Source organism: Agriterribacter humi, from assembly GCF_009192765.1.
GTDB classification, from domain to species: domain Bacteria; phylum Bacteroidota; class Bacteroidia; order Chitinophagales; family Chitinophagaceae; genus Agriterribacter; species Agriterribacter humi.
This window is the reverse complement of the sequence record NZ_VOHQ01000003.1, coordinates 450,468-464,450: the sequence shown is the minus strand read 5'-3', so window position 1 is coordinate 464,450 and position 13,983 is coordinate 450,468. Positions and strand designations below refer to the sequence as shown.

Genomic DNA, 13,983 nt, shown 5'->3' with positions numbered 1-13,983 from the left:
GATAAGCATTATCAAGGCTCATTTCATGTGTAGATTTTTATTTTGATTTTAGCACATGTAATGAGCTATGAAAAATCCAGGTTAATAAATTGTCCTCCATCAAAAGGTTACACTAATGCCCACGTTGTATACTTTGTAAACAGGGAATGCGGAGTAACCGCCGCCTTCCGGTCCAAAATCATCCGACTTCATTTTATCCCATGTAACCAGGTTTTGCCCGCTCAGTACGAATCTTACTTTCTCTGCTGTAATGGCATTGGCCAAAGACGCGGGCAGCGTATAGGCCAACTCAAGGTTTTTGAGTCGCAGGTAAGCGCGGTTATAGATATAATAATCGCTTGCTTCATGATTAACTGTTTTAGCCAAAGAAAGCGCCGGTGAACTAATTTTTTCTCCGTTATCGTACCGCTCCTGCGTCCAGGCATTGGCATGCAAAGCTCCAAATACGCCATCGAAAGAAGTTTCCCAAATGCCTGTGCCACCAATCATTGTTGAATAATTGCTCACGCCCTGGAAAAGAAAATTTAACTCGAATGCCTTATAATTAAATCCTCCATGTATTCCATACACTACCCGCGGTAATGCTCCTGTGCCAACAGGCGCCTGGTCGCGGTCATCAATTTTACTGTCTCCGTTCAGATCTTTATATTTAAGATCGCCCAATCGTGGATTGCCAAAACCGTATTCCAGATTGCTGTTGTCTAATTCGGCCTGTGTATTAAAGAAGCCGTTACCATTGCTGTAATCAACCTGGTAACCAAACTGCTGTCCATAAGAATATCCTTCCTGCCATTTTATATAGGCGTAATCCGTTGTTTTGGTAGCCTCATTTACTTTCACAAGTGTATTCCTGGCATAACTCATCATACCACCCGCCGAAAAAGACAGGTCGCGGTTAACCACCTTATCATAACTGGCAACAATTTCATATCCCGTGTTTTTAAATGTTCCGGAATTGGTACTCGGATAAAAATTCAACGGAATGCCCTGGTAGCTGGGTATGGTAGATACCGCGCTTACAATCATGTTCTCCATCTTCTCGTTGAATACATCTACAGAAACAGAAATTGAATTGAACAAACCCAGGTCAATACCAAAGTTTTTCTTCGTAGAAATCTCCGCCTGGATATAAGGATTGCCTCTTTGATTTTCATTAATATAATACTGGAGATAGCCGATTGGGCCTCCCCCGCTTACGGTTACATTGTCGAGATATGCATAACGGTTAAGCCCACTTTGATCATTGGCCGTTTTGCCATACGAGGCTCTTAATTTAAGATTACTTAACCACGCTGTGTTCTGCAAAAAAGCTTCATTAGAGACTACCCATGCAGCCGATACAGCAGGTGTTGCAATATAACGCTGGCTGCGTTCATACTGCTCCGATCCTGAATATCCAATATCAAACTTTACCAAATACCTGTTATCATACCCATAAGTAGCTTCAACGCCCGAGCTCACCCGGTTATAAGGAAGCAACCACGGTGAACTCACATCGGCTTTTGTAAGATTTTGATAGAACATATAGGCCATGCCGCTAATATTGTGTTTGCCAAAATCGCGCTTATAATTCAAAGCGGTATTATAGGTAAGATGGTAATAATAAGAATGCGATTTACTATATGCAAGCGGTGTATTGGTTTCTCCGCCTTTTTTAATAAATGCCAGTGTATCGGCATTATCTGTTCTTACCCAGCGTTCATAATTTTGCGTGGTAGACAAGCTGCCTACGGAATTGGTTTGATAAGCAAATACACCACTCAGGTTTAATCCTTTGGTAAGAAAGCCCATATCAAGATCCAGCCCAAACTGCGAAGTTATATTGGTTACTGTATGTCTTCGGTAACCGGTACGGTTAAGCATGCCATATGTAGGAGAAGCTACTCTTTCTGTTGTGATAACCTTACCGCCATCATCAATCATTTCACCAGTGCCCTTATCAACTTCGGGCGGCGTAACCGGGCCATATACATTTGAAGGTATCTGGAAAATGCTGCTGTAAACAGCTTCATTGCTGGCGCCGGGCGTACGTTCTCTTTTAATATTACCACTCAGCCGTACAAAAGCTTTCAGGTATTTATTAATGGTCATATCTACATTGGACCTGTAGTTAAACCATACATTGTTTGCATTGGGGTTGTATTTGGATTGATCCGTTTTAAACTGCCCGCCCTGGTGCATGAAATTGATATTGGAGTAGAAAAGTATCTTATCGTTTCCACCCGATAAATTAACACTGGCACGCTGCATGGATGCCATGTCTTTCATGTACTGGTTGTACCAGTTGTTATTCGGATACAAATCTTTATTAGCACCCGAACGATAATTTTCAATTTGTTCAGGAGAATAAAAATAGTTCTGACCCTGCCCGTCATTAAACGCAGCCTGGTTTCTCATTTCCGCATAGCTTGCGGCATCGTAAAAAGCAGGCTTTGTTGTTACCTGCTGTACAGACTGGTCGAATCTTCCTTTGATCTGCAACTCCCCTTTTCTGCCACGTTTGGTTTTAATAACAATTAAACCGTTAGCACCCTGTATGCCATACAACGCCTGAGTAGACGCATCTTTAAGAAGGGTAACCGATTCAATTTCATTGGGAGATATATATTCCAGCGTTTGATTGCTGTTGTAGGCACATATAATTCCATCTATAATAACCAGCGGTCCGTTCAAACGGGCGGAGGAAAGACCTCTTACATATAAATTGGTATTGGCACGCGACAATTCTGAAAATGTTTCCTGCGTGGTAAGTCCCGCAAGCCGGCCGGCCAAAGTTTGTGTAAAGTTGGCAACAGGAGCGCTTTCGAGCTCCTCCCCGGTAATAGCAGATACAGCCCCGGAAACTTCCTTCCGCAATTGAGATGTATAGCCCAGTTCAATCACGTCATCTCTTCCATATATATCCTGCAGGAGTTTGATATTGATATTTTCTTTATCGCCAATTGCTATTTTTTGAGTAGTGTAGCGCCTGTTTGAAAAAACGAGTATATCGCTGTTATCATCCACAATGATATTGTATTCGCCATTTCTGTCGGTGGATGTCCCGTTTTTTCCATTTGAGGAATTGATCAATACACCTGAAAGCGGTTTACCAAATGCATCGGTAACCTTACCGCTTACGGTGGTAGATGGTGTTTGTGCATGCAGTGCTGATCCGCAGAAATAGATCAGCAAAAATGCAAGCAGCCGTATTGTTTTGATTGTTATCGTTGATGTATGTTGCATGTATGTATCGTTGTAAGTCAATTAAACCTGTTTACTATTTACCAACCCGCGTTCTGCCAGTTTTCTCCTGTAATAGAGAGCAGGCGATTGGCTTCGGCAAGCGGCATGGGTACCCACAAAAATTTATTGGTATAACATTTACGCTCCGAATCGCGTACCGTGCGGCGGCCATATGTATAGCTACCATCATTGTTGCGCTTGATTTCCATCGCGGTGATCCACTTGTCTGTTTTAGACAGATCGCCACCGGGTTCCGTCCAGCGCCGTATATCGAAATAACGGTTTTCTTCCATCGCCAGTTCTACCCTGCGTTCATTACGCACACGCCGGATGAGTTCATCTTTTGAAAGTCCGGCCGGTAAATCAGGCATTCCTGCTCTTCTTCTTATTTCATTAACGGCATCAGCCGCTTCTGTTAACTGGTCGGCTTCTGCAGCGGCTTCCGCAAAATTGAGGATCACCTCTCCCAGGCGGAAGAGTTTCCAGTTAGCGCCTCCCACGGGGTTATCTCCTCCTGAATTGGGATGCAAAAACTTGCGTTCGAAATATCCTGTGCGGGTAGCTTTTCTTACAGTGCCATCAATACCCGTTTGCGGTTCACCAACATAGGTGGCAATAACTCTTGTGCGATTACCAATGCCCGCAGGGTAATTTTCAGGCGATTCCGGCGATTCCGAAAAATTCCAGAAACATTTTCTTTTAGAACCATTATAATAAATGGAAGCATAAAAACGGGGGTCACGGTTTTCGTAAGGATTGTTTGGATCATATAAAGCATTATCCGTATTGTAGTTGGGCTGGAGATGCTTTTCATCGAGGTAGGGATTTTCAAGATTAAGAACAGGCTTCCCGTCAATCGTTTCATAGGAATCTACCAGTTCCTGTGAAGGACAGGTGCCGGATTTATAACCATCCTGTGCGCCTATACCATCAATATTCCAGATGTTTCCCTGACCATCCCTGCTTTGGTATATCGTTTCTTTATCTACAGGATTGGCTGTATACGCCATGTTTTGTGTGAAATATTCATTGTAGAGCGCTGATTTTTCATTTTTATCAGGACCTATAAAAGCAACATCGGAAAGATAGGTTTGGGGCAGATTTACTTTGTTGTATAATTCATAGCCGTTGCTGCGCAGGTTTTGAAGTGAAGCTTTATTAACCTCGTATGCTTCCTGCCAGTAATTGGCGCCACCATTATTAAGCGGGCTGGCTGCAAAGAGGATCATCTTCGATTTGATGGCTTCGGCCATGGCTTTATTAACACGCCCTGCTTCACCATTGGTGGTAATTCTCCAGGGTAATTCTGCTGTATTTATGGCCACATCACAATCTTCCATAATAAACTTGGCCACATCATAATAACTTGCTTTTTCAAGGCTAGAAAAGTCATCCGAAAACTCAAAAGGTTCACGGCTAACAGGTAAAACGGGTCCAAACCATTTCAGCAATTCAGCGTAATAGTATGCCCTCAGCAAATGTGCTTCAGCTTTCCACCGGCTGCGGTCAGCTTCATTTTTTACAGCAGCTTCATCAATGCGGCTGATAAAAATAGTACAGTTGCGTATAGCGCTCCAATATCTTGCCCAATAGTCGCCATTGCCTGCATCTGTGCTGATATTGGTTATCGGGTGACTGCCGGCAGATGCATCGCCGTTGTACATGCGTCCTGCCATGATCCAGGACTCCGCTTCCGCATCCGTATCCCAGGCATCATCACTCCATACCACAGGTCCGCGGCTCCAGAAAAAGTACCGGGTTCCTTTTGCCGGCATATTATTATAGCAACTGTTCAGAAATGCAGCCGTTTTATCGTTGTCGGAAAAAATTTCATCCATTGTAACCTTTCCGTCGGGCGCCATATCCAGCGCCTTTTTACAGGACTCCAGTGTAAGCAACGACACGGTTAACAATAATATGATTTGTTTAATTTTCATAATTGCTTTATCTAAATTGTTAGAAAGTAATGTTTACGCCAATATTTGCCATCCTGGTTACAGGATAATCTATTGATCCTACATTTTCCGGATCAAGATGATTTAAAGGCAAATGATCCCAGGTAATAAGATTTTGTCCGCTTACGTACAATCGCAGTTCCTGTACGCCAATTTTTGTAAGGGATCTGGCGGGAAGCGTATATGCCAGTTCAATATTCTTTAACCTTGTAAAGGCGCGGTTCATAATAAAGAAGTCGTTCGCCCGGTGATTGGTGGTAGTATGTGTGCTTAAAGCGGGGTAGGTGATCTTTTCACCGCTGGCATAACGTTCAGGTGTCCACGCGGTTTTGTGATAGCCGAAATAGGTGCCTCGTATAATATATTCATATACACCCTGTGGACTGCCAAACATACTGGAATATCGTCCTACACCCTGGAAAAATGCTGTAAAATCAAAGCCCTTATACCGCAAACCCAACGAAAATCCATAGGTTATACCAGGAATGCTGGTGTATTTAATGGGCGCCTCATCTTTGGCATCAATGGTGCCATCGCCGTTTAAATCCTGGTATATAAAATCGCCCAATCGGGGTACGCCAAAACCATAGGCCGTTTTAGCAAGATAGGCATCCAGTTCCTGCTGGCTGTTAAAATAGCCGTTGCCGTTGCTGTAGTCAATTTTGTAGCCCCATTGTTGCCCGAGTGCATAGCCTGTGCTCCTGTATTGATATGCATAGGTGTCATCGCGCATGGATTCATCTACAAACTTCACCGTATTATGATTATAGCCAAAATTGCCTCTAACTGTTAAGGAAAAATCTTTAGAGAGCGACTTGTTGTAGGTCAGTTCAATTTCATAACCCCGGTTATCAACCCGTCCCAAATTTGCTTTCGGAATATTGCCTAGTGGCACACCCTGTAGTTCAGGAATCGTTCCCCTGGAGATCAGTATCTGGCTCCTGTTTTCTACAAAATAATCGAAGGAAATGTTTAGGTCACCAAAGAGACCGAAATCCACACCAAAGTTTTGCTTTTCGGCCACTTCCCAGCTTATATTTGGATTTCCCAAAAGTCCCTGGTTAACACCCTGCCCCAAACCTAAACTGCCCAGTGGCCCTCCCCCCATAGTAATGTTATCCTGGTATAGAAAGCGGGCATTGCCCATCCTGTCATTACCCACTTTACCATAAGAGGCCCTGAATTTAAGGTTGGAAACAACATTTGAGAAAGGTTGCATGAATGCCTCATTGCTCACTACCCATCCTGCAGATACCGCGGGAAAAAAGCCAAAGCGATGGCTGGGTGCAAATTGTTCTGAACCGTTGTAGCCCATATTTACTTCGGCCAGATAGCGGTTATCGTAACCATAGGTTGCTCTTGCCGCAACACCCAATACGTTGAATGGTATTTCTCCGAGTGTTGATTCCCAGTTATCGCGCTGCACCAGAACCAGACCACCAACATCGTGCTTTCCGAACTGTTGTTTATAGTTAACAGAACCCTGGAGGTTAATATTATAACGCGAATCGGCTCCTTTCACCAATGAAAGCAAGCTTTCATCGGAACGCTTAATGGCATAGCTTAACTCGTCTGTTTCGTAATTAACATTAGCAAGGTAAAGCCGTTCCGATTTGCTTCCCTGCATGGCAGTGGTTGCCTTTGAATCGTAGGAAATCATGCCCTTTATGCTTAACCCTTCTGTTACAGTTTCACTTAAATCCCAATCCAGTCCAAAGGAACTATTCAAATTAGATCTTACTTCGTTGCGGTATCCAAAACGGTTCATGATCTCAAAGGCTGAACGATCCATATAACCCGGGTCCACAATTTGGCCCGGTGCTACGCCATAGCCATCAATAGTAGTTGGTCCGGGCGTTATGGGAAGAATGGTTTGCGCCTGGTACATAAGATCTGAGATCATCCAGTGGGTATCGCCTCCATACAGCCATGCTGCAGGCATATTCACCTGTTCAATATAGCTTCCGATATTTAAAAATGCCTTAAGGTTAGATGTTATTTTATAGTCCAGGTTAGCCCTGAAGTTATAGCGATCCATCCAGGAAGAAGCATCATAACCCAGCACCGATTCCGGCTCTGTTTTGAGGTTACCACCCTGGTGAAGGTATACACCATTCACAAAATAAGAGAGCTTGCTGGTACCGCCGCTGGCGCTTACGTTTACGCGGGTTTGCGGGGAATAGCGTGCAATATATTCACGGTAATAATCGTGGTCGGGATAGATATATCTTCTGAGCGCCGCCTTGCTTTCGTAATCAGGATCATTCGGATCAAGCCCGGCAAGCGGGTTGGCATATTTATCCATTACCTCCTGCGGAAAAGGAATATCCGTAATACCATCATTGGCGGCTGCTTCATTTCTCAAACGCATATAATCAAGCGAATGAAGGCGCTCTGGTTCGCGGGTGAAGGAAGTAAAACTCTGTTCAGCATTAATGGTCAGCTTTGTTTTTCCTATAGAACCACGTTTGGTAGTGATGAGAATAACGCCATTGGCACCCCTTACCCCAAATACGGCTGTTGAAGAAGCATCTTTTAAAATAGAAACAGACTCTACCTCGTTAGGATCCAGTGTTCGTATATTGTCTCTTGGCACACCATCTATAAGAATAAGCGGTGACTGCCCGTTTGTAGTAGCAGCCCCACGCAAATACATGGTAGCGTCATCGCGGCCAGGTTGGCCACCGCCCGACTGAATGGAGGTTAATCCCGAGAGTCTTCCTGCCAAAGCATTGGCAAGGCTTGCAGAAGAGCTTTGCCTGAGCTCATCGGAATTTACAGAAGAAACAGCACCGGTTACCGATACTTTCTTTTGCGAGCCATATGCCACTACCACCACATCTTCCAATTCAGAAACAGCAGGCAATAATACGATCTCAATATTTTTTCTATTGCCTACGGTAAGCTCCTGTATCTGGAACCCAACAGATGAAAATACGAGCACTGCTTTTTCATTGGGTACATTGATGCTGAATGAACCATTGGCATCGGTGGTTACGCCTGTTGTGCTGCCTTTTAACATAACACTTACATTGCCGAGAGGGGTCCCATCGCCGCCTGTTACCCGGCCTGTAATAACAATGGCCGGAACTTCTGCAACAGCAGGCGGCAAAGGAGCGGCAACATTGTAACGCTCCCTTTTCTTTACTACTATGGTATTGCCAACCAGTTCATAAGTTAATGGTTGGTTTTTGAAGCTGGCTTCCAAAGCCTCTTCAATGGAAACATCTTTAAGTGATAAGGTCACTTTTCCGGCAAGATCCAGCCATTCTTCCCTGTACACCATATGAAGCTTTGATTGCTTCCTGATCTTTTGCAGTACTTTTTCGAGGGAAGTATTTTGCGCTGACAAGGAAATACGCTGGGCGTATCCACTGGCGTGCACCTGCATGCAGGCAGCAATTAATAAAACAATGGTCAACCTCATAATCAGCCATGTTTTGGGATGAAGAAACATACGCACCCGCCTCGTGCAGGATAATGCTTTGCGAAACGCAATCAATCGCATAGTTTTGCTTAGTTTAGGTTAAATGAATAAAATGATCCGCTACGATTATTATTAAGAGGTTAACCTGAATACTTGCCGGAGTTCCGTTGCCGCGGGACTTCGGTTTTTCAGATCACGCTTTTACTAATAATAAGTTTATCTTTTACGGGTTCACGATAATCTTTTTGTTATCAATTTTAAAATGAACCCCGCTGAGTTCCATTACTTTTAATACTTCCGATAAATTCATATCCCTGGGAATATCACCGGTGATACGTCCTTCCGGTATACCATTATCGTAAACTATATCAACATCGTACCAGCGTGCTAACTGGCGCAATACAGCAGGGATAGCAGCGCTGCTCATCATAAATAATCCATTCTTCCATGCTACCGTTTCTTCCAGATTCACGTCTTTCAGCAATTGCAGCGACCCGGTTTTATTAAGCCTGGCCTGCTGCCCCGGTTTAATAATAACAGCCTCCAATGATTTTTCTTTCGGTTTGGATGGCGATATTTTTATACTTCCTTCAAGCAGGGTTGTGCTTATTGCATCTTCGTCATCATAAGCATTTATATTAAAATGGGTACCCAGCACTTCAACTTCCGCTCCGTTTCTGCCCGGCGTATTTATTTTTACTTTAAAGGGTATTCTTTTCGCTGCCTTCCCCTTTGAGGTCTCAGCAGTAAGATGACTTATTTCAAAGTATACTTCGCCTGTTATTTCCACTTTTCTTTCATCACCGGCAAAAGAGGCAGGATAACGTATAGATGAAGACGCATTCAACCATACTTTGCTTCCATCCGATAATACCAGTTTATATTGCCCCCCACGTGGTGTTGTTAATGTGTTAAACACTGCCGGTGCAGGTTTATCAGCACTTCCTTTTGCATTGTACATTAAATTTTCTCCCTGTTTGCGAACAGCAGTACCGCCCTGCTTTGCCAGTACGCCATCCTGTGAATCATCCAGCAATATTGTTTTCCCATTGTCCAGGGTAAGTATCGCCTTATTGGTTCCCGGAAGCGCATCATTTTGCAATGGTGGAACAGTAACGCTTACGGGTACTGTTCTTTCGTGCCGGGGAAGCAAAAAATAATAAATACCTGTGCCAATGCTTACAATAAGCATGGCCGCCACAGGAAGCCAGAATTTCTTATACCAGGGAAGCGATGGATCTATAAGGCTATCATTTCCCTCTTCAGCTTCTTTATTGGTAATGCTATCATTAATATCATGGTATAGCTCTAACAACCATATGGCTTTGTCCTTATTATTCATTAACTGCCATTCCGTATTGTGCTGGCTATTTTCTTCCAGCCATTGCTCCACAAGTTTTTGCTCCTGCGAAGTGACATTGCCTGCGATATAACGGTCTAATAAACTTTTGATCTGCGAAATACTCATTAGTTCTACAGCATTAAAAACAGGGAACCGGACTATTGAAAAATAATTCCTGGTAATTAGTCGGATGAAAAGAGGAGTAGTACTATAAAAAAATAAAAAATAACAATATCGTTACATTAGTGCAACAATAACAACACTGCCAATACAGCCAGTCTTTCCAATGAGGCACGCAGATAACTGAGTGCTGTGGTAAGCTGGTTTTTTACGGTTTGTTCAGAAAGATGAAGCTGGCATGCAATTTCCTTAACAGCCAATTGGCGGTGACGGCTTAACCGGTATATTTCTTTGGTACGCAACGGGAGGTTATTTACCGCAAGCTCCAGCGTTTGATTAAGATTTTTAGCAGTCAATTCATCTTCTGCATTATTAATAAAATCATTAGTAAGGCGCTGCGTCATTTCTGCGTACTCGCGACGGGTAATATTTTTACGGATATGATCAATGATGCGATACCGTACAGCAGCAAAAAGAAAAGATTTGAAGGAAGTGGTGATGGTAATGCTGGCTCTTTCGTCCCATATATATACAAAAAGATCGTGTATAATGTCCCGGGCTTCTTCAAGGGAGGCTAACCTTGAGGCTGCATAACCAGTTAATGAAGCTGCATATAATTCGTAGAGTGCATTAAATGCAGACTGATCACCGGACTTCAATGATTGCAGCAGTTTGGTATCGTTATGTACATTATGGGCAAGCATAATAACCCAAAAGGATCGTTAATGTTGTTCAAAAATAAACGACTTCGTTTGCACAACCATCCTGCACTTAGGGGCAGGACGGTCAGTTGCCATTACAGGAACCCGCTATGCTTCATCCATTTTGTACAAACATTCATCCATTCTTCTACAGGCATTTTCAAAACAAAGCCGTGATCGCCTTTAGGATAAATATGCATTTCGGAAGGAATTTTTTTATGCCGCAATGCTTCATAAAAGGAAATGCTGTTGTCTACATCCACTACTTTATCATCGCCGGCATGAATTAAGAAAGCGGGTGGTGTTTGTGCTGTAACCTGCAGTTCATTGGAGAATAATTGTATTTTTTCGGAAGATGGATTTTTACCAAGCAGGTTATCCCTTGATCCACGATGCCCCAGGCTGTCTGTCATACTGATGACAGGATATACCAATATCATAAAATCAGGACGAACACTTACCCGTGGTTTAACGGCAATAACAGGGTGATTAAAATGCGTACCGGCAGTAGAAGCCAGGTGTCCGCCGGCCGAAAATCCCATAATACCAACCTTCGTTGTATCTACATTCCATTGCCGGGCATTTTGCCTTATCAGGGTTATAGCTTGCTGAGCATCCTGCAAGGGGCCAGCGCTTTTGTCTTTCATTATTTTATCATCGGGCAGCCTGTATTTCAATACAAATGCCGCTACGCCCTGCTTTGCAAAATATTCAGCAATAGCAAATCCCTCTTTGTTCATTACCAGCGCACCATATCCGCCCCCGGGACAAACTATTACTGCTGCACCATTCGCTTTTTCTTTTGGTGGAAGATAAACGGTTAATGTTGGCGTAAACACTTTAAAAGCAACTGCATTAGCAGAATCATAGCGTTCTTCACTGGGAGCGTTTAATGCTCCCGGAATATTTTCTTCGTATAGAGGAATCGTTTGTTGTGCAAAAGAAGTTTGCAAACCAACCGTCAAAATAAAAACACACAAGGATAATTGTAAACGCATAAACTTAAAATATTACAATATAAAAACGCGCATGGTTTTGGGACCATGTGCACCCAATACTAATGATTGTTCTATGTCGGCTGTTTTAGAAGGTCCGGCAATAAATACGCCGAAACCATAATCCGCATTCCCAATTCTTTCATAGGCATAATGCATGGTTGGAACAATATCGGTTCTTTTAATGATAACAGCTAACTGCTGAGTTATAAAAGGCAGCACTCTTTGCGGAAGCATATCATCTGTTACCCATACCGCCGCATTTTCGGCTACGCCAAATTGCGCATTTATAATAGCAAGGTCTACTGTTTCCAGCTCATGCGGATCCGCATACTTTTCCGCTCTACCCGGCATTGGCAGTTCCTTGGATAACGATATTATTCTTTGGGCTTCTTTATATTCCTGCCCGATAATATTATCTATTTCTGCGTAGCTGTTCACCACATGCGCCAAGCCGCCAATTGCTGTTAATACATTTATATATTTTTCAAGAACTTTCGTATCCGGTTTCAAAAAGGATTGCAGTTCAGGTAATATATTTTGCGCCGGTTGATTATTTTTTACTGCGGAAAGGATTTTTTCTCTGCTGTTCATGATGATATAAATGACAAATTCTAAAAAACAAGAGCCAAACCTGTCCGCCGTGGCGGATAAATTTCAAATGGTAAATCTGAAGCCTGAAATTCGAAATTCGAAACGAAATTCTAACAATAAACTACTAATCATAAACAATAAACTCAATATTGAAACGGTACCCCTGCAACTTGTACCCTGCAACCTGTAACCCGGATCAATCTCAAATCTCAAATCATAAATTATCTTTCCTGTTCTTTTTATACCATTCTCCAAATGATTGCTTTGGAGGCTCCGGCATTTCGCGTTGCTTATACCAGGGATTCAATTTATTATTTACAATAAATGGTATTTTATCCATTATCCACCGGCCTGCTTTACCCGCAAACTGATATACTCCCGGATTGGATAGGGTAAAGGTCATTCCCTGCATGGCTATTTTTTTTGCTGCAGGAGCATAGCCTTCTTTTACCAACACCTGGCGCCATTTATATAACTGATCGTGTATATCAATTTTTACAGGGCATACATTACTGCATGAGCCGCATAATGTGGATGCAAAAGGCAGGTCGGCATATTTGCGCATATCAAGATTGGGAGCTAATATAGAACCAATAGGTCCTGCTATAGCGGTATGATAACTATGCCCCCCACTCCTTCTGTAAACCGGGCAGGTGTTCATACATGCACCGCAGCGTATACATTTAAGAGAATTGCGAAAATCCGCTCTTCCCAATTGCACACTTCTTCCGTTATCCACCAGCACAATATGCATTTGCTGCCCTTTTCGCGGCTTTTTAAAATGACTGGAGTAAGTGGTTACCGGCTGCCCCGTAGCGCTCCTTGCAAGCAGGCGTAAAAAAACAGATAAATGGTTTCGTTGCGGTACAATCTTTTCAATACCCATACATGCAATATGTACATCGGCCAAATGTGCGCCCATGTCTGCATTGCCTTCATTGGTACAAACCACGAATTCTCCGGTTTCCGCAACAGCAAAATTTACTCCCGTCATTGCTGCACGCCGGGTCAAAAATTTTTCTCTCAAATTCAGTCTTGCAGCATTTGCCAGGAATTTTGGATCGGCATTACCGGCAGGCGTACCCAGGTGTTCGTGAAATAATTCTCCTATTTCTTCTTTCTTTTTATGTATGCAGGGCAACACAATATGACTTGGCGGTTCATTTGCCAATTGCACAATACGTTCGCCCAGATCGGTATCTATTACTTCAATTCCCTGCTGTTGCAGGTAGTCATTGAGATGGCATTCTTCCGTTAACATGGATTTGCTTTTCACAATCCGGCTAATGCCATTTTGCTGCAGTAAAGCATATACAATTTCATTGTGGTCTTTTGCATCTGCTGCCCAGTGTACTACAACTCCATTGGCTTTTGCTTTTTCTTCAAACTGCAATAAATATTCACTGAGATTTGATAATACATTGTTCTTGATCTGCGAGGCGGCTTCCCTCAATTGCTCCCACTCCGGTAGAGTATGTGCTGCTTTATCGCGCTTTGCACGTACCCACCATAGGGTTTCATCGTGCCAGTTTACCCTCGGCTCATCTTCATTAAACCGTTCGGCCAATGCAGCGTGATCTTTATTTCCCTGATCCATGATTTATTATTATATGACAAATGCTCA

General features: G+C 43.1%; 8 protein-coding genes. All 8 read right to left on the bottom strand.

Translation table 11 applies throughout. The annotated features are described in order from the left end of the window. Nucleotides 1–99 precede the first annotated feature (99 nt). The 8 genes from FRX45_RS08290 to FRX45_RS08255 all read right to left on the bottom strand — a co-directional run bounded on the left by FRX45_RS08290 (nt 100) and on the right by FRX45_RS08255 (nt 13,956). The gene (locus FRX45_RS08290) at nt 100–3,225 is read right to left on the bottom strand and encodes a SusC/RagA family TonB-linked outer membrane protein (RefSeq protein WP_152267928.1); all 3,126 of its coding nucleotides are present in this window, start codon (nt 3,223–3,225) and stop codon (nt 100–102) included. A 38-nt stretch (nt 3,226–3,263) separates the two neighbouring features. Continuing rightward, complete coding sequence (locus tag FRX45_RS08285) at nt 3,264–5,162, bottom strand: RagB/SusD family nutrient uptake outer membrane protein (protein ID WP_152267927.1); 1,899 nt, start codon at nt 5,160–5,162, stop codon at nt 3,264–3,266. A gap of 19 nt (nt 5,163–5,181) precedes the next feature. Continuing rightward, nucleotides 5,182–8,688 carry a TonB-dependent receptor gene (locus FRX45_RS08280; protein WP_226805107.1) on the bottom strand — a complete coding sequence of 1,169 codons (3,507 nt, stop codon included), beginning with the start codon at nt 8,686–8,688 and terminating at the stop codon, nt 5,182–5,184. Nucleotides 8,689–8,830: 142 nt separating this feature from the next. Next, on the bottom strand, nt 8,831–10,075 hold the full coding sequence (locus FRX45_RS08275; RefSeq protein WP_152267926.1) for a FecR family protein: 1,245 nt from the start codon (nt 10,073–10,075) through the stop codon (nt 8,831–8,833). 116 nt (nt 10,076–10,191) lie between these two features. After that, nucleotides 10,192–10,773: an RNA polymerase sigma factor gene (locus FRX45_RS08270; protein WP_152267925.1), complete on the bottom strand. Its 582-nt coding sequence runs from the start codon at nt 10,771–10,773 to the stop codon at nt 10,192–10,194. A 92-nt stretch (nt 10,774–10,865) separates the two neighbouring features. Continuing rightward, the gene (locus tag FRX45_RS08265; RefSeq protein WP_152267924.1) at nt 10,866–11,768 is read right to left on the bottom strand and encodes an alpha/beta hydrolase; all 903 of its coding nucleotides are present in this window, start codon (nt 11,766–11,768) and stop codon (nt 10,866–10,868) included. Between the two features lie 12 nt (nt 11,769–11,780). Next, on the bottom strand, nt 11,781–12,359 hold the full coding sequence (locus FRX45_RS08260) for a LutC/YkgG family protein (protein WP_152267923.1): 579 nt from the start codon (nt 12,357–12,359) through the stop codon (nt 11,781–11,783). Between the two features lie 214 nt (nt 12,360–12,573). Then, nucleotides 12,574–13,956 (bottom strand): lactate utilization protein B, encoded by a 1,383-nt coding sequence (locus FRX45_RS08255; RefSeq protein WP_152267922.1) that lies wholly within the window; start codon nt 13,954–13,956, stop codon nt 12,574–12,576. Between the last annotated feature and the right edge of the window lie 27 nt (nt 13,957–13,983).